The 23,714-nt window shown below is 51.1% G+C and carries 21 protein-coding genes; 12 read left to right on the top strand and 9 right to left on the bottom strand.

Annotated elements, in window-relative coordinates; all coding sequences use genetic code 11:
• Window positions 1–53 precede the first annotated feature (53 nt).
• The 3 genes from bioA to QUE74_RS04605 all read left to right on the top strand — a co-directional run bounded on the left by bioA (window position 54) and on the right by QUE74_RS04605 (window position 3,313).
• On the top strand, window positions 54–1,343 hold the full coding sequence (gene bioA / locus QUE74_RS04615; RefSeq protein ID WP_001360525.1) for an adenosylmethionine--8-amino-7-oxononanoate transaminase: 1,290 nt from the start codon (window positions 54–56) through the stop codon (window positions 1,341–1,343).
• A gap of 58 nt (window positions 1,344–1,401) precedes the next feature.
• Entirely contained in the window at window positions 1,402–1,878 is a 477-nt protein-coding gene (locus tag QUE74_RS04610; protein WP_000767386.1) for a kinase inhibitor, read from the top strand.
• 151 nt (window positions 1,879–2,029) lie between these two features.
• On the top strand, window positions 2,030–3,313 hold the full coding sequence (locus QUE74_RS04605) for a putative acyl-CoA thioester hydrolase (RefSeq protein ID WP_001091589.1): 1,284 nt from the start codon (window positions 2,030–2,032) through the stop codon (window positions 3,311–3,313).
• 140 nt (window positions 3,314–3,453) lie between these two features.
• Here QUE74_RS04605 and QUE74_RS04600 read toward each other — a convergent pair whose 3' ends face one another.
• The 3 genes from QUE74_RS04600 to QUE74_RS04590 form a co-directional block, all read right to left on the bottom strand.
• Window positions 3,454–5,715: a hydratase gene (locus QUE74_RS04600; protein WP_000593876.1), complete on the bottom strand. Its 2,262-nt coding sequence runs from the start codon at window positions 5,713–5,715 to the stop codon at window positions 3,454–3,456.
• A gap of 182 nt (window positions 5,716–5,897) precedes the next feature.
• Complete coding sequence (locus QUE74_RS04595) at window positions 5,898–7,331, bottom strand: anion permease (protein WP_001036488.1); 1,434 nt, start codon at window positions 7,329–7,331, stop codon at window positions 5,898–5,900.
• Window positions 7,332–7,406: 75 nt separating this feature from the next.
• The gene (locus QUE74_RS04590) at window positions 7,407–8,459 is read right to left on the bottom strand and encodes a 4-oxalomesaconate tautomerase (RefSeq protein WP_000723634.1); all 1,053 of its coding nucleotides are present in this window, start codon (window positions 8,457–8,459) and stop codon (window positions 7,407–7,409) included.
• A gap of 183 nt (window positions 8,460–8,642) precedes the next feature.
• Here QUE74_RS04590 and QUE74_RS04585 point away from each other — a divergent pair, with 183 nt between their 5' ends.
• Window positions 8,643–9,596, top strand: coding sequence for a LysR family transcriptional regulator (locus QUE74_RS04585; protein ID WP_000679972.1), 954 nt, complete (start codon window positions 8,643–8,645; stop codon window positions 9,594–9,596).
• Window positions 9,597–9,636: 40 nt separating this feature from the next.
• Here the strand turns inward: QUE74_RS04585 and pgl are convergent, their stop codons facing one another.
• Window positions 9,637–10,632, bottom strand: a complete 996-nt coding sequence (gene pgl / locus QUE74_RS04580) for a 6-phosphogluconolactonase (RefSeq protein ID WP_000815429.1) — start codon at window positions 10,630–10,632, stop codon at window positions 9,637–9,639.
• 154 nt (window positions 10,633–10,786) lie between these two features.
• Here pgl and ybhA point away from each other — a divergent pair, with 154 nt between their 5' ends.
• On the top strand, window positions 10,787–11,605 hold the full coding sequence (gene ybhA / locus QUE74_RS04575) for a bifunctional pyridoxal phosphate/fructose-1,6-bisphosphate phosphatase (protein ID WP_001360505.1): 819 nt from the start codon (window positions 10,787–10,789) through the stop codon (window positions 11,603–11,605).
• On the opposite strand, the gene modC is transcribed toward ybhA, so the two are convergent.
• The 4 genes from modC to acrZ form a co-directional block, all read right to left on the bottom strand.
• On the bottom strand, window positions 11,606–12,664 hold the full coding sequence (gene modC, locus QUE74_RS04570) for a molybdenum ABC transporter ATP-binding protein ModC (protein ID WP_000891653.1): 1,059 nt from the start codon (window positions 12,662–12,664) through the stop codon (window positions 11,606–11,608).
• Between the two features lie 2 nt (window positions 12,665–12,666).
• Window positions 12,667–13,356: a molybdate ABC transporter permease subunit gene (modB, locus tag QUE74_RS04565; RefSeq protein WP_000604034.1), complete on the bottom strand. Its 690-nt coding sequence runs from the start codon at window positions 13,354–13,356 to the stop codon at window positions 12,667–12,669.
• Window positions 13,356–14,129, bottom strand: coding sequence for a molybdate ABC transporter substrate-binding protein (gene modA / locus QUE74_RS04560; protein WP_000101980.1), 774 nt, complete (start codon window positions 14,127–14,129; stop codon window positions 13,356–13,358). The genes modB and modA overlap by 1 nt, the downstream gene beginning before the upstream one ends.
• A gap of 165 nt (window positions 14,130–14,294) precedes the next feature.
• Window positions 14,295–14,444 carry a multidrug efflux pump accessory protein AcrZ gene (gene acrZ, locus QUE74_RS04555; protein ID WP_000891515.1) on the bottom strand — a complete coding sequence of 50 codons (150 nt, stop codon included), beginning with the start codon at window positions 14,442–14,444 and terminating at the stop codon, window positions 14,295–14,297.
• A gap of 128 nt (window positions 14,445–14,572) precedes the next feature.
• Between acrZ and modE the strand changes: the two genes are divergently transcribed.
• The 7 genes from modE (at window position 14,573) to gpmA (ending at window position 22,375) form a co-directional block, all read left to right on the top strand.
• Window positions 14,573–15,361: a molybdenum-dependent transcriptional regulator gene (modE, locus tag QUE74_RS04550; protein WP_001147432.1), complete on the top strand. Its 789-nt coding sequence runs from the start codon at window positions 14,573–14,575 to the stop codon at window positions 15,359–15,361.
• Between the two features lie 67 nt (window positions 15,362–15,428).
• Window positions 15,429–16,901: a molybdate ABC transporter ATP-binding protein ModF gene (modF, locus tag QUE74_RS04545; RefSeq protein WP_000096908.1), complete on the top strand. Its 1,473-nt coding sequence runs from the start codon at window positions 15,429–15,431 to the stop codon at window positions 16,899–16,901.
• A 260-nt stretch (window positions 16,902–17,161) separates the two neighbouring features.
• Window positions 17,162–18,178: a UDP-glucose 4-epimerase GalE gene (gene galE, locus QUE74_RS04540; RefSeq protein ID WP_001265443.1), complete on the top strand. Its 1,017-nt coding sequence runs from the start codon at window positions 17,162–17,164 to the stop codon at window positions 18,176–18,178.
• A gap of 9 nt (window positions 18,179–18,187) precedes the next feature.
• A complete protein-coding gene (gene galT, locus QUE74_RS04535; protein ID WP_000191501.1) occupies window positions 18,188–19,234 on the top strand; it encodes a galactose-1-phosphate uridylyltransferase in 1,047 nt (348 codons plus the stop codon).
• 3 nt (window positions 19,235–19,237) lie between these two features.
• Window positions 19,238–20,386 carry a galactokinase gene (gene galK / locus QUE74_RS04530; protein WP_000053449.1) on the top strand — a complete coding sequence of 383 codons (1,149 nt, stop codon included), beginning with the start codon at window positions 19,238–19,240 and terminating at the stop codon, window positions 20,384–20,386.
• The gene (galM, locus tag QUE74_RS04525) at window positions 20,380–21,420 is read left to right on the top strand and encodes a galactose-1-epimerase (protein ID WP_000931380.1); all 1,041 of its coding nucleotides are present in this window, start codon (window positions 20,380–20,382) and stop codon (window positions 21,418–21,420) included. Before galK ends, galM begins: the two co-directional genes overlap by 7 nt.
• Window positions 21,421–21,622: 202 nt before the next feature.
• Complete coding sequence (gpmA, locus tag QUE74_RS04520) at window positions 21,623–22,375, top strand: 2,3-diphosphoglycerate-dependent phosphoglycerate mutase (RefSeq protein ID WP_001295305.1); 753 nt, start codon at window positions 21,623–21,625, stop codon at window positions 22,373–22,375.
• A gap of 158 nt (window positions 22,376–22,533) precedes the next feature.
• Here gpmA and aroG read toward each other — a convergent pair whose 3' ends face one another.
• On the bottom strand, window positions 22,534–23,586 hold the full coding sequence (gene aroG / locus QUE74_RS04515; RefSeq protein ID WP_001109196.1) for a 3-deoxy-7-phosphoheptulonate synthase AroG: 1,053 nt from the start codon (window positions 23,584–23,586) through the stop codon (window positions 22,534–22,536).
• Between the last annotated feature and the right edge of the window lie 128 nt (window positions 23,587–23,714).

Raw genomic sequence — 23,714 nt, 5'->3', positions numbered from 1 at the left:
TTCGGTGTAGACTTGTAAACCTAAATCTTTTCAATTTGGTTTACAAGTCGATTATGACAACGGACGATCTTGCCTTTGACCAACGCCATATCTGGCACCCATACACATCCATGACCTCCCCGCTACCGGTTTATCCGGTGGCGAGCGCCGAAGGTTGCGAGCTAATTTTGTCTGACGGCAGACGCCTGGTTGACGGTATGTCGTCCTGGTGGGCGGCGATCCACGGCTACAATCACCCGCAGCTCAATGCGGCAATGAAGTCGCAAATTGATGCCATGTCGCATGTGATGTTTGGCGGTATCACCCATGCGCCCGCTGTCGAGCTGTGCCGCAAACTGGTGGCAATGACGCCGCAACCGCTGGAATGCGTTTTTCTCGCGGACTCCGGCTCCGTAGCGGTGGAAGTGGCGATGAAAATGGCGTTGCAGTACTGGCAAGCCAAAGGCGAAGCGCGCCAGCGTTTTCTGACCTTCCGCAATGGTTATCATGGCGATACCTTTGGCGCGATGTCGGTGTGCGATCCAGACAACTCAATGCACAGCCTGTGGAAAGGCTATCTGCCAGAAAACCTGTTTGCTCCCGCGCCGCAAAGCCGCATGGATGGCGAATGGGATGAACGCGATATGGTGGGCTTCGCACGTCTGATGGCGGCGCATCGTCATGAAATCGCGGCGGTGATCATTGAACCGATTGTTCAGGGCGCTGGCGGAATGCGCATGTACCATCCGGAATGGTTAAAACGAATCCGCAAAATGTGCGATCGTGAAGGTATCTTGCTGATTGCTGACGAGATAGCCACCGGTTTTGGTCGTACCGGCAAACTGTTTGCCTGCGAACATGCGGGGATCGCGCCGGACATTTTGTGCCTCGGTAAAGCCTTAACCGGCGGTACGATGACCCTTTCCGCCACGCTCACTACACGCGAGGTTGCGGAAACCATCAGTAACGGTGAAGCTGGCTGCTTTATGCATGGGCCTACTTTTATGGGCAATCCACTGGCCTGCGCGGCAGCAAACGCCAGCCTGGCCATTATCGAATCTGGCGACTGGCAGCAGCAGGTAGCGACTATTGAAGTACAGCTGCGCGAGCAACTCACACCCGCACGTGACGCCGAAATGGTTGCCGATGTGCGCGTACTGGGGGCAATCGGCGTGGTCGAAACCACTCATCCGGTGAATATGGCGGCGCTGCAAAAATTCTTTGTCGAACAGGGTGTCTGGATCCGGCCTTTTGGCAAACTGATTTACCTGATGCCGCCCTATATTATTCTCCCGCAACAGTTGCAACGTCTGACCGCAGCGGTTAACCGCGCGGTACAGGATGAAACATTTTTTTGCCAATAACGGGAAGTCAACGTGAGGGTTTCTGGCTACACTTTCTGCAAAAAAGAAAGGAGGTTTCATGAAACTCATCAGTAATGATCTGCGCGATGGCGATAAATTGCCGCATCGTCATGTCTTTAACGGCATGGGTTACGATGGCGATAATATTTCGCCGCATCTGGCATGGGATGATGTTCCTGCGGGAACGAAAAGTTTTGTCGTCACCTGCTACGACCCGGATGCGCCAACCGGCTCCGGCTGGTGGCACTGGGTAGTTGTTAACTTACCCGCTGATACCCGCGTATTGCCGCAGGGGTTTGGCTCTGGTCTGGTGGCAATCCCTGATGGCGTGCTCCAGACACGTACCGATTTTGGTAAAGCCGGATACGGTGGCGCAGCGCCGCCGAAAGGCGAAACCCATCGCTACATCTTTACCGTTCACGCGCTGGATGTAGAACGTATTGATGTCGATGAAGGAGCCAGCGGCGCGATGGTCGGGTTTAACGTTCATTTCCACTCTCTGGCAAGCGCCTCGATTACTGCGATGTTTAGTTAATCACTCTGCCAGATGGCGCTATGCCATCTGGTATCACTTAAAGGTATTAAAAACAACTTTTTGTCTTTTTACCTTCCCGTTTCGCTCAAGTTAGTATAAAAAAGCAGGCTTCAACGGATTCATTTTTCTATTTCATAGCCCGGAGCAACCTGTGAATACATTTTCAGTTTCCCGTCTGGCGCTGGCATTGGCTTTTGGCGTGACGCTGACCGCCTGTAGCTCAACACCACCCGATCAACGTCCTTCTGATCAAACCGCGCCTGGTACCTCTTCTCGCCCGATTCTGTCGGCAAAAGAAGCGCAGAATTTCGATGCTCAACACTATTTTGCGTCCCTGACGCCGGGCGCAGCATCATGGAATCCATCACCGATTACTCTGCCTGCACAACCTGACTTTGTTGTCGGCCCGGCGGGTACTCCGGGTGTAACGCATACCACGATTCAGGCGGCGGTAGATGCGGCAATTATCAAGCGCACCAACAAGCGCCAGTATATTGCCGTGATGCCTGGTGAATATCAGGGAACGGTGTATGTCCCTGCCGCTCCGGGTGGAATTACTCTGTACGGTACAGGTGAAAAACCGATTGATGTGAAGATTGGGCTTTCCCTTGATGGGGGCATGAGCCCTGCCGACTGGCGTCACGACGTCAACCCGCGCGGCAAATATATGCCAGGTAAACCAGCGTGGTATATGTACGATAGCTGCCAGAGCAAACGCAGCGACAGTATCGGCGTTCTCTGCTCTGCGGTCTTCTGGTCACAAAACAATGGCCTGCAACTGCAAAACCTGACCATCGAAAACACGCTGGGTGATAGCGTAGATGCGGGTAACCATCCGGCGGTGGCACTGCGTACTGATGGCGACAAAGTGCAGATCAATAACGTCAACATTCTCGGTCGTCAGAATACATTCTTTGTCACCAACAGTGGTGTGCAAAACCGTCTGGAAACCAACCGTCAGCCGCGTACTCTGGTGACCAACAGTTACATTGAAGGGGATGTGGATATCGTTTCTGGTCGCGGCGCAGTGGTGTTCGATAATACCGAATTCCGCGTGGTGAACTCACGTACTCAGCAAGAAGCGTATGTGTTTGCACCGGCTACGCTGTCTAACATCTATTACGGTTTCCTCGCCGTAAACAGCCGTTTCAATGCTTCCGGTGATGGCGTGGCGCAACTGGGCCGCTCGCTGGATGTTGATGCCAATACCAACGGTCAGGTGGTGATCCGTGATAGCGCCATCAACGAAGGTTTTAACACGGCTAAACCGTGGGCCGATGCGGTGATTTCCAATCGTCCGTTTGCGGGTAATACTGGCAACGTTGATGATAACGACGAAGTACAGCGTAATCTGAATGACACTAACTACAACCGCATGTGGGAATACAATAACCGCGGCGTGGGTAGCAAAGTGGTTGCAGAGGCGAAGAAGTAAAAGCGATTAACTTTTTGCCGGATGCGGCGTAAACGCCTTATCCGGCCTACGGTTCGATGCGATTTGTAGGTCGGATAAGATGCGTCAGCATCGCATCCGACAATAAGTGCCGGATGCGACCAACATTCACATGGCGCTTTTTACATCTGACGGTTTTTATTGAAGTTAATCAAACTACCCGCCTTGATAATCTCGCGCTCTTCAGCAGTCAGACTTTCCATATAGAGCGTAATCTCTGTTACCGGCGCATCTTCATGGATCACATAACCTTTAAACGTCGTCCCCGGATTATCCAGCGCCGCTTTAATGCCAAGGATGTAAATGTAATCCCCCACTTCAAACGTTGGTGCTTCCGCCATTTGCAGCGGTAACATCCCCCAGTTGATGACGTTAGAACGGTAGCGTTTAGTCGCGTATTCCTCGGCAATATTCGCCAGACCGCCAATCACACGCTGGCAGCTCGCCGCCTGCTCACGCGCAGACCCATCGCCTGGTTTCACCGCATAGACCATGCTGCCAATTTCAGTTTGCAGCGGATCAATATGCTCCTGACCAGCAATCTGCTTAATGCGCGCAAACACCTCTGTCAGCTCGCTGACATTGCCCGCCAGACGCTGATTTTCCAGCTCGGCAGTCGCTTTACTTCTGCCAACATAACCTGGATCGCGGCGTGACAGGGTAAACTCCGCCAAACCAATCGGATTTGAACGATAAGAAGAGGTTTCACCGGAAGGAATCAATTCGTCGGTGGTGGTCACTTCGTCGAGGATCTTCGAGCACACTTTGAGGACGATATTGTCAGTCAGCGCCCCCAATTCCGGCCAGTCTTTGATGTTCGGTCCGTAGATCAGCGATTGCTGGGTCGCCCCTTTCACAAAGCCCTGATAGACGCGATTTTTATACAGCGTGACATCGAAGGCATACTCCGGCACGATGTCCCAGCAGTCCAATTCACTTGCAGAGGTTAAATAACCACCGTTTGCGGCTGTTGCAGCGATAGAACGGGCATCCATCAACGCCACCGCTGACATCTGACCGTTGGCTGGCTTAGAGCCTTCGCGGTTCGGGAAGTTACGCGTGGTGTGGCGAATACTCAAACCGTTGTTGATTGGCGTGTCGCCCGCGCCAAAGCATGGGCCGCAAAACGCAGTTCTGATGATTGCACCTGCGCCAATCAAATCTGCTACCACGCCTTTTTTGGCTAAATCCATAAACACCGGCTGTGATGATGGATAAACCGCCAGCGAGAAGGTGTCATTGCCACAGGATTGACCGCGCAGCGCATTAGCTGCAGCGATAACGTTTTCATAGTTACCGCCAGAACAGCCCGCGATAATCCCCTGCTGCACTTTCAGGCGACCATTTTCGACTTTATCCAGCAATGAGAGTTTGGCTTTCCCGTGCGCCACGCGCTCGGACTCAATTTCAATCTCACGCAGAATGTCAGTCAGGTTCTGGTTCAGCATGTCGATTTCATACACGTTGCTCGGGTGGAACGGCAGCGCAATCATTGGTTTGATGGCACTCAAATCAACGCTGATGCAGCCATCGTAGTACGCCATCGGTTGAGGGTTAAGCTGACAATAATCCTGGCCGCGACCGTGCAGCGCCAGCCAGTTATGGACTTCTTCATCAGTTTGCCAGACAGAACTTAAACAGGTAGTTTCAGTGGTCATCACGTCAACGCTGTTACGGAAATCGGTAGAGAGCGCTGCAACACCGGGCCCCACGAATTCCATCACTTTGTTTTTGACGTAGCCGTTTTTGAACACGGCACCAATGATAGCCAGCGCCACATCCTGCGGCCCCACATACGGCGCAGGTTTTCCGGTCAAATGCACCGCAACAACTCCCGGATAGTCGATATCCCAGGTGTCATTAAGCAGCTGTTTTACCAACTCACCGCCACCCTCACCGACTGCCATTGTCCCTAATGCACCGTAACGGGTGTGGCTGTCTGACCCGAGGATCATTTTGCCGCCTCCTGCCATCATCTCACGCATATATTGATGGATGACCGCAATATGCGGAGGCACAAAAATACCGCCATAACGCTGCGCTGCCGATAAACCAAAAACATGGTCATCACCGTTAATGGTGCCGCCGACGGCGCAGAGTGAGTTATGGCAGTTGGTCAGCACATACGGCAGCGGGAAACGTTCCATACCGGACGCTTTAGCGGTCTGTACAATACCAACAAAGGTAATATCGTGAGAGGCTAATGAATCAAACTTAATTTTAAGTTTATCCATATTTCCGGACGTATTATGAGAAGAGAGAATAGACCAGGCAATAGTGCCTTTTTTTGCTTCTTCTTTTTTAATTTCGCCTCTGAAATGTTCTTCGGCAATTATTTCGTTATTACTGGCGAGAAATACGCCTTTTTCAGATAACTTGATCATCAAATGCTCCAGATATCTGCGCACCGTTAAGTGCGCAGAAAGATAATAAATGGATATACTCTAAATAATTCGAGTTGCAGGAAGGCGGCAAGCGAGTGAATCCCCAGGAGCTTACATAAGTAAGTGACTGGGGTGAGCGAACGCAGACGCAGCACATGCAACTTGAAGTATGACGAGTATATTTACAGCATGTTCCAGCCGATCAGCATATTCCACCACCACACGCCGAGGGTGATATGTACCAGGAAGGTTAATATCGTCAGTACCGCACCGACCAACCACCAGGATTTAATATCGTTATAGCCTACGCCGAAGATGACCGGACCTGCCGCACCGCCATAGTGAGTAACCATGCCGCCATAGGAGTTGGAGAAAAGCAGCGCCAGCGCAGTTAACATTAACGGTGCGCCGGAGACGTTCGCCAGCATGGCAAATACCGGTAACATGGCAACGATATAGGCACTACCGGAAGCAAAGAAATAACGCACGATGATGCTAAGGAAAATAATAACGAAGAAAGCTACGTTACCATGACCGTCAAATGCCAGGTTATTTTTAAAGACTTCAGCTAACCATTCGAAGAATTTAACTTTCGATAATAAGGAGCTTAAGCCGATAATACCGCCGTACCAGATTAAGGTATTCCAGCCGCCTTTATTTTTCACCACGTCTTCCCAGGTAACGATCCCCAGCAGCAGCATGGTCGCCATAACAACGATTGCCACAGTGGATTCATCTACCCCGAGCGTTTTACTGAAAATCCAGCCCAGCAGCGCCAGCACGAAGACACCGAGCAGCATTTTTTCGCGGATTTTCATCGGCCCCAGCTCAGCAAGGCCCGCTTTGGCGATGGTTTTGTTATCCACTTTCTTAATTTCTGGCGGATACATGGTGTAAATCACCAGCGGAGTGACCAGTAGCATAATGATGCCAGGCAATCCAGCAGCCAGCGCCCATCCACCCCAACTAATTTGTAGGTGCAGAATATCATTGATCATTTTCAGCGCCAGAATGTTCCCCGCCATTGCGGTAAAGAACATATAGCTGGTGGTTTTAGTGACCATGTAAATGGACATCATCAGGTAATGTCCAACACGACGTGGGCTTTTTTCAGGTTCTGACCCCAAAGCCACCGCCACGCTGTTGATGATCGGTAACACAATGCCGCCCGCACGCGCGGTGTTAGACGGTGTTGCCGGAGCCAGTACCAGATCGAGGAATACCGTAACGTAACCCAGCCCCAGGGTAGTGCTACCAATTTTGCCAATCAATAAATAGGCAATACGTTTACCTAACCCTGTGGTCACAAATGCGGCACTTAAGGTAAACGCCGAGAATACCAGCCAGGTGGTACCTGAAGAGTAACCGCTTAATACGGCGGTAGTCTTAAATGCACCATCGGATAAATTACCGACCACCACCATGGAGGCAGCAACGGCAATTAACAGTACGACAGGTTCCGGGAAAGGCTTGATAACCAGCCCCACAATGGCCGCCAGGTAAATACCAAAAAGCACCCACGCCAGTTCGCTTAATCCTGCCGGAGCTGGCATAAAGCCAATAATACATGGGATCGCTAATATCAGAATTAGCTTCCATAACGATTTCTTATTCATTTAAAATCCTGTTCTTTCTGTATGACTCATACAGAAGTCCTTTATTGATTGTCCTTATCCTGACAACGAATATTTTCAGGGAAGATAAACTTCACCGGAAAATATTTTTCTGGTTGTCCGAATAACAGATGCGCGTAACGTCGTGGCATCCTGACCTTCATTACTTAAATGAACGTCGAGTGCACCACTGGGGTGTTCAATATTGATATTGCCGTATCCTACAGAAGGGACGATTTGTCGGGTGACGGTGCCTTCCAATGCACAACTACTGGAAATAGCAATAGCACCGGTTATCGCCAGCGCGCGATGGCAAGAATGCGGCATAAAATAACGCACATTAATTGCCCCGCCTTTCTGCGCAGGAGAAATAAGCACAGGTTTAGGGATAACCATATTACTGACATCGCCTAAGCCCATTGCTTTACCCGCTTGTAGGCGGATAGATTCAATGCGGGCTAATAATGTTTTGTCGGCATCCAGTTCCGCCGGTAATTCATAGCCTGTTTTACCCAAATAATCAGCCGGAATAATGACGACTGGCATCGCCATATCGATACAAGTCACTGGAACATCGTCAAAATAATCAATCTGATTATCAGTCGGGAAGACTTTTCCGGTTTTGGTTCCAGCGGCATTCAGGAAAGTGAGCGCAACCGGTGCGGCAGTACCCGGTACGCCGTCAATTCTGGCGCTACCCTCGTACTCGACAACACCATTTGGCGTTTGCACATCAGCTTCGATGAACGTACCCGTATTGACGTTGCGGATACATACGCGGGTAACTGGCGAAGTCGCTGCAATCAAACCATTTTCAATGGCGAATGCCCCAACGCCAGACAGCATATTGCCGCAGTTAGGCGTGGTATCGACACGTTGCTCATGGACGATAACCTGAGCAAACAGATAATCGACGTCAGCACGCGGATCGCTGGAACGGCTAATTATGGCGACTTTACTGGTCAGTGGATTACCGCCGCCAATACCGTCAATTTCCAGATCGTTACCGGAACCCATAATTGCCATCAATATTTTATCGCGCTGCGTTTGATCTTCGGGTAGATGTTCCGCTAACAGGAACGCGCCCCTCGAGGTTCCACCTCGCATCATCACGCAGGGTATTTTTTTCATAATAATGCCCTCAATTTAAAAACATAACTTATTGCGATATGGTTACATTAAGGGCAAAGCATCTCTAATGACTTTAGCTCAACGATTAATAACATTTTTTCATTAATTTAAGTTGGCTAAATGCAGTTAAAATTTTTAACTGCCTGTCATCCAAAATCGTCGCATCCATTTTTCGGAGTAATAATGAAGCATGAATTATCAAGTATGAAGGCATTTGTCATACTGGCAGAGTCCAGTTCATTTAACAATGCTGCTAAATTACTCAATATTACGCAACCTGCATTAACGCGAAGAATAAAAAAGATGGAAGAGGATTTACATATTCAACTATTTGAGCGTACAACTCGCAAGGTTACGTTAACAAAAGCAGGAAAAAGGTTGCTCCCGGAGGCGCGGGAATTAATAAAGAAATTCGATGAAACGCTTTTTAATATTCGTGATATGAATGCTTATCATCGTGGTATGGTGACGTTAGCGTGTATTCCGACCGCAGTATTTTATTTTTTACCACTGGCAATCGGTAAATTTAATGAGCTGTATCCCAATATTAAAGTGCGGATTCTGGAACAAGGCACGAATAATTGCATGGAATCGGTGCTGTGTAACGAATCAGACTTTGGCATAAACATGAACAACGTCACAAATTCATCCATTGATTTTACCCCACTGGTCAACGAGCCGTTTGTGCTGGCCTGTCGGCGTGACCACCCATTAGCCAAAAAGCAGCTTGTAGAATGGCAGGAGTTAGTGGGTTACAAAATGATTGGCGTACGCTCCTCCAGCGGCAACCGACTTTTGATAGAACAACAGCTGGCCGACAAGCCCTGGAAGCTGGACTGGTTTTACGAAGTGCGTCATCTTTCGACGTCATTAGGACTGGTGGAGGCGGGACTGGGGATTTCGGCGCTTCCTGGTCTGGCAATGCCCCATGCACCCTATTCTTCGATTATTGGTATCCCGCTGGTGGAACCGGTTATACGTCGGACATTGGGGATTATTCGCCGCAAAGATGCCGTGCTTTCTCCGGCTGCAGAACGCTTTTTTGCCTTGCTGATTAATTTATGGACCGACGATAAAGACAACTTGTGGACCAATATCGTCGAACGCCAGAGACATGCGTTACAGGAAATAGGTTAATACACCGGCGCAGGAGAGACTGCGCCGGGTGAATCAGCGGTTAGTGTGCGTTCACCACTACCCACATTGGCCCCTGCCCGACCGCATAACGGCCTTTTTCATGCAGTAGACCCTGCTCGCCGACAATTTCGTAAACTGAGATGTGGTGAGATTTTTGCCCGGCGGCAATCAGATACTTGCCGCTGTGATCAACATTGAAGCCGCGCGGCTGGGTTTCCGTTGGCTGGAAGCCTTCTTTACTCAACACGCTGCCATCTTCCGAAACGCTGAAAACGGTAATCAGGCTGGCGGTACGGTCGCAGGCGTATAAATGACGACCATCCGGGGTGATATGAATATCAGCCGCCCAACGGGTATCGGAGAAGTCTTCCGGCATCATATCCAGCGTCTGGACACATTCGATATTGCCGTGCGGATCTTTCAGTTCCCAGACATCCACTGAGCTGTTTAACTCATTGACACAATACGCATATTGTTCGTTTGGATGGAATACCATATGACGCGGGCCGGCCCCTTCAACGGTAGTCACTTCCGCAGGGTCCTGCGCCACCAGATGACCATCATCGCTGACCGTAAACAGGCAAATGCGATCCTGCTTTAATGCCGGAACCCACAGCGTACGATTATCCGGTGAGATATTGGCAGAATGGCAACCGTCCAGCCCCTCGACCACATCGACGACGCCCACTGGCAGGCCATCTTCCAGACGCGTTACGCTCACGTTACCCGCATTGTAAGAACCTACAAAGACAAACTGCCCCTGGTGATCGGTGGAAATATGCGTCGGGCTACCCGGCAGCGCAGACTCTGCGGCAAAGGTCAGTGCGCCATCGTCCGGGGCGATACGATACGCCAGGACGCGAAACTCAGGGCGAACACCAACATAGAGATAACGTTTGTCCGGGCTGACCACCATCGGCTGCACCTGCCCCGGCACATCGACAACCTGTGTCAGCGTCAGTGCGCCTTCATGATTCAGGTTCCAGACGTGAATTTGCTGGCTCTCAGGGCTGGCGATATAAACTGTTTGCTTCATGAATGCTCCTTTGCATTTAGCAACTGACTGTAACAGCTAAAATTAGTCGCTTTTGGCGGTGAATGCTGAATTAAAACGCAGAATTTTGTCCGATAGTGGTATCGGTGTACCATTCGCGCAGACGAAAATTCTTAACCTTAATCTGGAATACGCCATGACCACACGCGTGATTGCACTCGACTTAGACGGCACCTTATTGACCCCGAAAAAAACCTTGCTTCCTTCATCGATAGAAGCCCTGGCCCGCGCTCGCGAAGCAGGCTATCAATTAATCATCGTCACGGGCCGCCATCATGTCGCTATTCATCCTTTTTATCAGGCGCTGGCGCTGGATACACCTGCTATTTGCTGTAATGGCACCTATTTGTATGATTATCATGCAAAAACAGTGCTTGAAGCCGATCCAATGCCCGTTAATAAAGCCCTGCAACTCATTGAGATGCTGAATGAACACCACATTCACGGTCTGATGTATGTGGATGATGCAATGGTCTATGAGCACCCGACCGGGCATGTCATTCGCACGTCTAACTGGGCGCAAACCCTGCCGCCGGAACAGCGTCCGACCTTTACCCAGGTTGCTTCACTGGCCGAGACAGCGCAGGAAGTTAACGCAGTATGGAAGTTCGCCCTGACACACGATGACCTGCCGCAATTGCAGCATTTTGGTAAGCATGTTGAACATGAATTGGGACTGGAGTGTGAATGGTCCTGGCACGATCAGGTTGATATTGCCCGCGGTGGTAACAGCAAAGGTAAACGCCTGACGAAATGGGTTGAGGCGCAAGGCTGGTCGATGGAAAACGTCGTCGCATTCGGCGATAATTTTAATGATATCAGTATGCTGGAAGCCGCTGGTACAGGCGTGGCGATGGGCAACGCTGATGACGCAGTAAAAGCGCGTGCCAACATTGTGATTGGTGATAACACCACCGACAGCATTGCCCGGTTCATTTATAACCACCTGATTTAATCAGGCGGTTATCGAGACACTTTTAATTTGCGCGTATAGCCATAGGCCAGGTTTGATCGCCAGTTCATCCCTGGCCCACGGGCTTATTCGCGCCCACAGCGTTTTACCGCCGACTTCCAATTCCACTTCCACCTGACCGTTGTCGTCATAGCTATTGACGACTTTGGCGCGCAATACGTTACGAATGCTGGTTTGTTGCGGCGGTTGTAAAACCAGAGAAACATCGGAAGCCTGGATGCGGATGCGTAGCGCGGCTTGCAGCGGTTCATCCAGCTTATTAACCCACAAATGCTGATCGCCCAGCGCCAGCGCGGTCATCGCGTAACGCGGATGATGTTCCAGTACCGTTACTTTCAGAATGCTGCTTTGTTGCTCTTTCGGCAACCATGGATTCATTACGCTACTGCCCCAGACTTCTTCCAGCGCACCGAACGCTTTCACCTGGCCGTTTTCCAGTACCATCACTCGGTCTGCCAGATGGAGGATCTCATCCAGCGAATGGCTGACATAGAGCATCGGAATGTTGATTTCCCGCGTCAACCGTTGCAGATAAGGCAATAGCTCGCGTTTTCGCGGAAGATCCAGCGAGGCCAGTGGTTCATCCAGCAATAATAATTCCGGTGCCGTCAGCAATGCCCGGCCAATTGCCACACGCTGTTTTTCGCCTCCGGACAGGCTGCCCGGTAAACGCTCAAGCAACGGATCAATGCCTAAAAGCGCCACCAGCTTATCGAACTGATCGACCATGCTTTTCGCCATGCCGTAGCGCAGATTTCCACGTACTTTGTAATGCGGAAACAGCCGCGCATCCTGAAACACATAACCAACGCGACGCTTTTCTGGCGAAAGGCAGATCCCTTTTTCGGCGTCATTTAGTACCCGACCATTGAGGACAATCCGCCCTTTTTGCGGACGTGTCAGCCCACTGATGGCATTAATCAGCGAGGTTTTTCCAGCTCCGGAGACACCAAAGATAGCGGTGATACCATTGGCGGGCAGCGTTTCATTAATGGCCAGGCAATGATTGCCCAACGTCTGGGAAAAATTCAGTTCCAGCATGATTAGCGCCCCGCCCGTTCACGGCTGATTCTGGCCAGCCATTCAGAAATCAACAGGGAGATCATCGCCAGCGCAATAGAGATAATGCACAGTCTCGCCGCACCACTTTCCCCGCCGGGGGTCTGGATCAGGGTATACATGGCTGAAGGAATGGTTCGCGTTTCGCCAGGAATGTTAGAAACAAAGGTGATCGTTGCCCCAAACTCACCAAGCGAACGAGCGAATGCCAGTACCGTACCGACGATAATTCCCGGTAAGGTCAGCGGTAACGTGATAGTAAAGAACACGCGCCAGCGCCCTGCCCCCAATGTTCTTGCGGCCTGTTCCAGTTTGACATCAACCCCTTCCAGCGCCAGACGAATTGCCCGCACCATCAACGGAAACGACATCACGGCGGCAGCGAGAACCGCGCCACGCCAGCTAAAGGCGAAGGTAATGCCAAACCAGTCATACAGACGTTCACCGATAAATCCGCGCCGTCCCATCGAAACTAATAACAAGTAACCGACGACCACGGGCGGTAACACCAGCGGTAGATGCAGTACGCTGTCGAGCAGAGCTTTGCCCGGAAATGTGCAACGCACCAGTAACCAGGCAAAAAAGATCCCAAACGGCAGGCTAAACAGCACAGCCAGGGAAGAAACTTTCAGGCTTAATAAAACCGCCTGCCATTCTGGATCGGTCAGTATCATTACTTGGTTGTAAATCCGTAGCGTTTAAAAATTTCCGCAGCCTGCGGTCCCTTCAGATAATCATAAAATGCTTTTACTGTCGCATTGTTATGTCCTTCCACAACAGCAACCGGATATTCCACTTTTTTATGTGAATCTTCCGGGAAGGTGGCAACCACTTTTACCCCTTTGCTGGCAACTGCGTCAGAACCGTAAACAATACCCAGCGGCGCTTCATTGCGTTCGACCAACGCCAGCGCGCCACGAACATCTTCCGCCGGAGCCAGTTTCGGGGAGAGCGTATCCCATGCGCCCAGTTTTTGCAGTGCTTCTTTTGCATAAATGCCAGCGGGAACATGTTCCGGATCACCAACCGCCAGGCGACCGCCATTCAGCAGCGAAGTCCAGTTGGTTTTGCTGTCAATGGAGAAATCTTTCTGCTCGCTGGCTTTCGGTGCTACAACAACCAGGCTATTACCGAGTAGAGTCTGACGCGAGGCCGTATCGATCGCTTTTTTATCAACCGCATAATCCATCCATTTCTGATCGGCAGAAATAAACAGATCCGCAGGCGCACCCGCTTCAATCTGACGGGCCAGGGTAGAAGACGAGGCGAAAGAAGAGACGACATCTACGCCTTTCTCTTTTTTATACTGCGTAGCGATGTCCTGCATTGCGTTAGTCAGTGATGCGGCGGCGAATACCGTGATTTTCCCTTCATCTGCCAGTACATTGCCAGCAGCAGCGAAAGAGAGTGCCGCCCCGGCAAACAAGTTCAACCATTTACGAGCCATTGGTAACCCCTTAATGCAACGTTATGTAGGCGATAATATAACGGCTAGCTCAGAATTTTCCCAGCAGTTATTGCTAACCTTTGTGAGGTAGATGAGAAAAATATCGGCAGGAAAAGCAGGAAGTTGAGAACAAGAAAATGCCCGACTAAGCGGGCATTCAGGGAATCAATGATTTTGTCCGGGCTGGTCTTTTTTACCAACACCAGAAAAGATGTTGAATACTTCACCAAGACCGTAAATCAGACCCAGGATGATGGCCATCACGACAGGTACCATGATTACGGCGAATACCAGACTTTTTAATAACTCTAACATGGTCAACTCCAGATATAGTCATGAGACTATTCTAACCGCTAAGCACAGAAAAGCACTCCCCTTTTGTGCGGTCAGCTTTGCGTGGCGTTCGTTTTCCGTCACAATAAGACTTTTGCCAGGACATTGTTATGCAGGCCGAAATCCTTCTCACCCTTAAGCTCCAACAAAAATTATTCGCCGACCCGCGCCGCATTTCGTTACTAAAACACATTGCGCTTTCCGGTTCCATTAGCCAGGGAGCGAAAGATGCCGGTATCAGCTATAAAAGCGCCTGGGATGCCATTAACGAGATGAATCAGTTAAGTGAGCATATTCTGGTTGAGCGCGCAACAGGCGGTAAAGGTGGCGGCGGCGCAGTACTGACCCGCTATGGTCAGCGACTGATTCAGCTCTATGATTTACTGGCGCAAATCCAGCAAAAAGCCTTTGATGTGTTAAGTGACGATGACGCCTTGCCGCTGAACAGCCTGCTGGCCGCGATCTCACGTTTTTCACTGCAGACCAGTGCCCGTAACCAGTGGTTTGGCACCATCACCGCCCGCGATCATGATGACATTCAACAACATGTTGATGTCTTACTGGCCGATGGCAAAACACGCCTTAAAGTCGCGATTACCGCACAAAGTGGCGCACGTCTGGGACTGGATGAAGGCAAAGAAGTGTTGATTCTGCTGAAAGCGCCGTGGGTGAACATTACTCAGGATGACACTGTCGCCCAGGGTGCCGACAACCAATTGCCGGGCATTATTCGTCATATAGAGCGCGGTGCAGAACAGTGCGAAGTATTAATGGCGTTACCTGACGGGCAAACTCTGTGCGCCACGGTGCCGATAAATGAAGCAGCTTCTCTTGAACAAGGGCAGAATGCCACGGCTTACTTTAACGCCGACAGCGTGATTATCGCTACGCTTTGCTAAGCGTGTTGACAATTTGTTATGAAACACGTATCCCTGTCAGTAATCGCTGCAAAAAATGGGATATAAAATGTCATCGTTGCAAATTTTGCAAGGCACGTTTCGTCTTAGCGACACAAAAACGCTGCAATTGTCTCAGCTAACGTTAAACGCGGGTGATAGTTGGGCGTTTGTCGGTTCGAATGGAAGCGGGAAGTCGGCGCTGGCCCGCGCGCTGGCGGGGGAACTTCCGTTTTTGAAAGGTGAACGACAAAGTCAGTTTTCCCACATCACTCGTCTCTCCTTCGAGCAATTGCAAAAGCTCGTCAGCGACGAATGGCAACGGAATAACACCGATATGCTCGGCCCTGGCGAAGATGACACCGGACGCACTACGGCTGAAATCATTCAGGATGAAATTAAGGATGCACAGCGTTGTGCGCAGTTGGCGCAGCAGTTCGGCATTACCGCCCTTCTCGACCGACGCTTTAAATACCTTTCCACTGGCGAGACGCGAAAAACCCTGCTGTGTCAGGCGCTGATGTCGGAGCCAGACTTGTTGATTCTTGATGAGCCGTTCGATGGCCTGGATGTTGCCTCACGTCAGCAGCTGGCTGAGCTGCTCGCCTCGTTACATCAGTCCGGTATTACCCTGGTACTGGTGCTCAATCGCTTCGATGAGATCCCGGAATTTGTCCAGTTTGCTGGCGTGCTGGCGGATTGCACGTTAGCGGAAACTGGCGCTAAAGAGGAACTGCTCCAACAAGCACTCGTCGCGCAACTGGCGCATAGCGAACAGCTTGAAGGTGTGCAACTGCCGGAGCCAGATGAACCTTCAGCACGTCACGCCTTACCCGCCAACGAACCGCGCATTGTGCTGAAAAATGGCGTGGTTTCTTATAACGATCGCCCCATTCTTAATAACCTTAGCTGGCAGGTGAATCCAGGCGAGCACTGGCAAATTGTCGGGCCAAATGGCGCGGGAAAATCGACGCTATTAAGCCTGATTACAGGCGATCATCCGCAAGGTTACAGCAACGATTTGACGCTTTTTGGACGACGTCGCGGCAGCGGCGAAACCATCTGGGACATCAAAAAGCATATCGGTTACGTCAGCAGTAGTTTGCATCTGGATTACCGGGTCAGCACTACCGTGCGTAATGTGATCCTTTCTGGCTATTTTGATTCGATTGGCATTTATCAGGCCGTTTCAGATCGCCAGCAAAAACTGGTGCAGCAGTGGCTGGATATTCTCGGCATTGATAAACGCACGGCTGACGCTCCTTTCCATAGTCTTTCCTGGGGACAGCAGCGTCTGGCGCTGATCGTTCGCGCACTGGTGAAGCATCCGACTTTGCTTATTCTTGATGAACCTTTACAGGGCCTTGATCCACTCAATCGCCAGCTTATCCGCCGTTTTGTTGATGTGCTGATTAGCGAAGGTGAAACGCAATTATTGTTTGTTTCACACCACGCCGAAGATGCGCCCGCCTGTATTTCCCATCGTCTTGAGTTCGTGCCGGACGGTGACCTCTATCGTTATGCGCTGACAAAAATAAACTGAGTCGGTAATGCTGACTGTACCGGAGGCGGCCTTAGCGCCCTCTCCGGCCTAAAGTTCGACGCATCCAGGCATGAAACCGCGACTTTTTTCAGATAAAAAGCGCAATCATTCATAAACCCTCTGTTTTATAATCACTTAATCGTGCATAAAGAACGGCTAAATTCTTGTGTAAACGATTCCACTAATTTATTCCATGTCACACTTTTCGCATCTTTGTTATGCTATGGTTATTTCATACCATAAGCCTAATGGAGCGAATTATGAGAGTTCTGGTTACCGGTGGTAGCGGTTACATTGGAAGTCATACCTGTGTGCAATTACTGCAAAACGGTCATGATGTCATCATTCTTGATAACCTCTGTAACAGTAAGCGCAGCGTACTGCCTGTTATCGAGCGTTTAGGCGGCAAACATCCAACGTTTGTTGAAGGTGATATCCGTAACGAAGCGTTGATGACCGAGATCCTGCACGATCACGCTATCGACACCGTGATCCACTTCGCCGGGCTGAAAGCCGTTGGCGAATCGGTACAAAAACCGCTGGAATATTACGACAACAATGTCAACGGCACCCTGCGCCTGATTAGCGCCATGCGCGCCGCTAACGTCAAAAACTTTATCTTCAGCTCCTCCGCCACCGTTTATGGCGATCAGCCCAAAATTCCATACGTTGAAAGCTTCCCGACCGGCACGCCACAAAGTCCTTACGGCAAAAGCAAGCTGATGGTGGAACAGATCCTCACCGATCTGCAAAAAGCCCAGCCGGACTGGAGCATTGCCCTGCTGCGCTACTTCAACCCAGTTGGCGCGCATCCGTCGGGCGATATGGGCGAAGATCCGCAAGGTATTCCGAATAACCTGATGCCATACATCGCCCAGGTTGCCGTAGGCCGTCGCGACTCGCTGGCTATTTTTGGTAACGATTATCCGACCGAAGACGGTACTGGCGTACGCGATTACATCCACGTAATGGACCTGGCAGACGGCCACGTCGTGGCAATGGAAAAACTGGCGAACAAGCCAGGCGTACACATCTACAACCTCGGCGCAGGCGTAGGCAGCAGCGTGCTGGATGTGGTTAATGCCTTCAGTAAAGCTTGCGGCAAACCGGTTAATTATCATTTTGCACCGCGTCGCGAGGGCGACCTTCCGGCCTACTGGGCTGACGCCAGCAAAGCCGACCGTGAACTGAACTGGCGCGTAACGCGCACACTCGATGAAATGGCACAGGACACCTGGCACTGGCAGTCACGCCATCCACAGGGATATCCCGATTAAGGAACGACCATGACGCAATTTAATCCCGTTGATCATCCACATCGCCGCTACAACCCGCTCACCGGGCAATGGATTCTGGTTTCACCGCACCGCGCCAAGCGCCCCTGGCAGGGGGCGCAGGAAACGCCAGCCAAACAGGTGTTACCTGCGCACGATCCAGATTGCTTCCTCTGCGCAGGTAATGTGCGGGTGACAGGCGATAAAAACCCCGATTACACCGGGACTTACGTTTTCACTAATGACTTTGCGGCCTTGATGTCTGACACGCCAGATGCGCCAGAAAGCAACGATCCTTTGATGCGTTGTCAGAGCGCGCGCGGTACCAGCCGGGTGATCTGCTTTTCACCGGATCACAGTAAAACGCTGCCAGAACTGGGCGTTGCGGCATTGACGGAAATCGTCAAAACCTGGCAGGAGCAAACCGCAGAACTGGGGAAAACATACCCGTGGGTGCAGGTCTTTGAAAACAAAGGCGCGGCGATGGGCTGCTCTAACCCGCATCCGCACGGACAGATTTGGGCAAATAGCTTCCTGCCTAACGAAGCTGAGCGCGAAGACCGCCTGCAAAAAGAATATTTCGCCGGGCAGAAATCACCAATGCTGGTGGATTATGTTCAGCGCGAGCTGGCAGACGGTAGCCGTACCGTTGTCGAAACCGAACACTGGTTAGCCGTTGTGCCTTACTGGGCTGCCTGGCCGTTCGAAACGCTACTGCTGCCCAAAGCCCACGTTTTGCGAATCACCGATTTGACCGACGCCCAACGCAGCGATTTGGCGCTGGCGTTGAAAAAGCTGACCAGTCGTTATGACAACCTCTTCCAGTGCTCCTTCCCCTACTCTATGGGCTGGCACGGCGCACCGTTTAATGGCGAAGAGAATAAACACTGGCAGCTGCACGCGCACTTTTATCCGCCTCTGCTGCGCTCCGCCACCGTACGTAAATTTATGGTTGGTTATGAAATGCTGGCAGAGACCCAGCGAGACCTGACCGCAGAACAGGCAGCAGAGCGTTTACGCGCAGTCAGCGATATCCATTTTCGCGAATCCGGAGTGTAAGTAATGAGTCTGAAAGAAAAAACACAATCTCTGTTTGCCAATGCATTTGGCTACCCTGCCACTCATACCATTCAGGCGCCTGGCCGCGTGAATCTTATTGGCGAACACACCGACTACAACGACGGTTTCGTTCTGCCCTGCGCAATTGATTATCAAACCGTCATTAGTTGTGCGCCACGTGATGACCGTAACGTTCGCGTGATGGCAGCCGATTATGAAAATCAGCTCGACGAGTTTTCCCTCGATGCGCCCATTGTCGCGCATGAAAACTATCAATGGGCTAACTACGTTCGTGGCGTGGTGAAACATCTGCAACTGCGTAACAACAGCTTCGGCGGCGTGGACATGGTGATCAGCGGCAATGTGCCGCAGGGGGCCGGGTTAAGTTCTTCCGCTTCACTGGAAGTCGCGGTCGGAACCGTATTGCAGCAGCTTTATCATCTGCCGCTGGACGGCGCACAAATCGCACTTAACGGCCAGGAAGCAGAAAACCAGTTTGTTGGCTGTAACTGTGGGATCATGGATCAGCTGATTTCCGCGCTCGGCAAAAAAGATCATGCCTTGCTGATCGATTGCCGCTCACTGGGCACCAAAGCGGTTTCCATGCCGAAAGGTGTGGCTGTCGTCATCATCAACAGTAACTTCAAACGTACCCTGGTTGGCAGCGAATACAACACCCGTCGTGAACAGTGCGAAACCGGTGCGCGTTTCTTCCAGCAGCCAGCCCTGCGCGATGTCACCATTGAAGAGTTCAACGCTGTTGCGCATGAACTGGACCCGATCGTGGCGAAACGCGTGCGTCATATCCTGACTGAAAACGCCCGTACCGTTGAAGCAGCCAGCGCACTGGAGCAAGGCGACCTGAAACGTATGGGCGAGTTGATGGCGGAGTCTCATGCTTCTATGCGAGATGATTTCGAAATCACCGTGCCGCAAATTGACACTCTGGTAGAAATCGTCAAAGCTGTGATTGGCGACAAAGGTGGCGTACGCATGACCGGCGGCGGATTTGGCGGCTGTATCGTCGCACTGATCCCGGAAGAGCTGGTGCCTGCCGTACAGCAAGCTGTCGCTGAACAATATGAAGCAAAAACAGGTATTAAAGAGACTTTTTACGTTTGTAAACCATCACAAGGAGCAGGACAGTGCTGAACGAAACTCCCGCACTGGCACCCGATGGTCAGCCGTACCGACTGTTAACTTTGCGTAACAACGCAGGGATGGTAGTCACGCTGATGGACTGGGGTGCGACTTTACTTTCCGCCCGTATTCCGCTTTCCGATGGCAGCGTCCGCGAGGCGCTGCTTGGCTGCGCCAGCCCGGAATGCTATCAGGATCAGGCCGCATTTCTTGGGGCCTCTATTGGTCGTTATGCAAACCGTATCGCCAATAGTCGTTATACCTTTGACGATGAAACCGTAACGCTTTCGCCAAGTCAGGGCGTCAACCAGCTGCACGGCGGCCCGGAAGGGTTCGACAAACATCGCTGGCAGATTGTGAACCAGAACGATCGTCAGGTGCTGTTTGCCTTGAGTTCAGATGATGGCGATCAGGGCTTTCCGGGGAATCTCGGCGCGACAGTGCAGTATCGTCTGACCGACGATAACCGTATCTCTATTACTTATCGCGCCACGGTTGATAAACCTTGCCCGGTGAATATGACTAACCACGTCTATTTCAACCTCGACGGCGAACAGTCTGACGTACGCAATCACAAGCTGCAGATTCTGGCAGACGAATATCTGCCGGTTGATGAAGGCGGCATTCCGCACGACGGCCTGAAATCTGTCGCCGGAACGTCTTTTGATTTCCGCAGCGCCAAAATCATCGCCAGTGAATTTCTTGCCGACGATGATCAGCGCAAAGTGAAAGGTTACGATCATGCGTTCTTGTTACAGGCTAAAGGTGATGGCAAGAAAGTGGCGGCGCATGTCTGGTCAGCAGATGAAAAATTGCAACTGAAGGTCTACACCACCGCTCCGGCTCTGCAATTTTACTCCGGCAACTTCCTTGGTGGCACGCCGTCACGGGGAACTGAACCTTACGCTGACTGGCAGGGACTGGCTCTGGAAAGCGAGTTTCTGCCGGACAGCCCAAACCACCCTGAATGGCCGCAACCGGACTGCTTCCTGCGTCCTGGCGAAGAGTATTCCAGCCTGACTGAATATCAGTTTATTGCTGAATAACTTTAAGCCCTCGTCATGAGGGCTTTATCCTTATATTGCTCAAATCACCAGCAAACACCGACATATTTGCAACTCAATATTCACAACAACCTTACACTGCGACACTATTTTCGCTATGGTTATGCGTAAGCATTGCCGTTGCTTCGTCACGGCAATATAATGAGAATTATTATCATTAAAAGATGGTTTGAGGAGTAAGTATATGGCTGTAACTAAGCTGGTTCTGGTTCGTCATGGCGAAAGTCAGTGGAACAAAGAAAACCGTTTTACCGGTTGGTACGACGTGGATCTGTCTGAGAAAGGCGTAAGCGAAGCAAAAGCAGCTGGTAAGCTGCTGAAAGAGGAAGGTTACAGCTTTGATTTTGCTTACACCTCTGTGCTGAAACGCGCTATCCATACCCTGTGGAATGTGCTGGACGAACTGGATCAGGCATGGCTGCCCGTTGAGAAATCCTGGAAACTGAACGAACGTCACTACGGTGCGTTGCAGGGTCTGAACAAAGCGGAAACTGCTGAAAAGTATGGCGACGAGCAGGTGAAACAGTGGCGTCGTGGTTTTGCGGTAACTCCGCCGGAACTGACTAAAGATGATGAACGTTATCCGGGCCACGATCCACGTTACGCGAAGCTGAGCGAGAAAGAGCTGCCACTGACGGAAAGCCTGGCGCTGACCATTGACCGCGTGATCCCTTACTGGAATGAAACTATTCTGCCGCGAATGAAGAGCGGTGAGCGCGTGATCATCGCCGCACACGGTAACTCGTTACGTGCGCTGGTGAAATATCTCGATAATATGAGCGAAGAAGAGATTCTTGAGCTGAATATCCCGACTGGCGTGCCACTGGTTTATGAATTCGACGAGAATTTCAAACCGCTGAAACGCTATTATCTGGGTAATGCTGACGAGATCGCGGCGAAAGCAGCGGCCGTTGCTAACCAGGGTAAAGCGAAGTAAACGTCATTCGCTTAAAAATGAGAAAGCCGACTGCAAGTGAGTCGGCTTTTTTGTTGCTAACAATGGAGCACATTGCCTGATGCGACGCTGCGCGTCTTGTCAGGGCTACGGTGATTCATCAGATACGCCACTCTGACGGCGCATCCGACAATTAAACCTTACCCGCGACGCGCTTTTACTGCATTCGCCAGTTGACGTAACAGAGCATCGGTATCTTCCCAGCCGATGCAGGCATCAGTGATGCTCTTACCGTAGGCCAGCGGCTCCCCGCTCTCGAGGCTCTGATTGCCTTCCACCAGATGGCTTTCCACCATCACGCCAATAATGGCCTTTTCGCCACCGGCAATCTGCTGGCAAACGTCAGCACAAACATCCATCTGCTTTTTGAATTGTTTCGACGAGTTAGCATGGCTGAAATCGATCATCACCTGTGCTGGCAGGCCTGCCTTGTTCAGCCCTTCTTTCACTTCAGCAACGTGCTTCGCGCTGTAGTTAGGCTCTTTACCGCCGCGCAGAATGATATGGCAATCGCCGTTACCGCTGGTGTTCACGATCGCCGAATGCCCCCATTTGGTTACGGACAGGAAGCAGTGCGGCGCACCGGCGGCATTTATGGCATCGATAGCCACTTTAATCGTACCGTCGGTGCCATTTTTGAAGCCGACCGGACAAGAAAGCCCAGACGCCAGTTCGCGGTGCACCTGCGATTCCGTTGTACGTGCGCCAATTGCGCCCCAGCTCATCAGGTCCGCGAGATATTGCGGGGTGATCATATCCAGGAATTCACCCGCCGCTGGCAGACCGCTGTCGTTAATATCGAGCAGCAATTTGCGGGCAATACGCAGACCGTCGTTGATCTGGAAGCTGTTATCCATATGCGGATCGTTAATCAGCCCTTTCCAGCCCACTGTGGTACGCGGCTTTTCAAAGTAGACGCGCATTACGATTTCCAGCTCATCTTTCAGCTCTTCACGCAGCGCCAGCAAGCGAGTGGCATACTCTTTAGCCGCGACGGGATCATGAATAGAACACGGACCAATCACCACCAACAGGCGATCATCATTACCTTTCAGGATCTTATGGATCGCTTTTCGGGCATGGGCAACCGTATTCGCGGCATTTTCAGTAGCGGGGAATTTTTCCAGCAATGCGACAGGAGGAAGTAACTCTTTGATTTCTTTGATTCGTAAATCGTCGTTCTGATAATTCATGTCTGTTCCAGTGTTGCCATACTTATCTTAGTGAATGCAATACTTCCAATCTATATCTTCCGTCAGAATGTGTAAACGGGGTTTTACACTATGAACGGATTAATCCTGGAATTAGCAAGAAAAACGCC

The organism is Escherichia sp. 10290 (genome assembly GCF_030295155.1).
Classification (GTDB): domain Bacteria; phylum Pseudomonadota; class Gammaproteobacteria; order Enterobacterales; family Enterobacteriaceae; genus Escherichia; species Escherichia coli_F.
The sequence above is the reverse complement of the archived record's forward strand: the minus strand, read 5'-3'. Positions and strand labels throughout refer to the sequence as shown.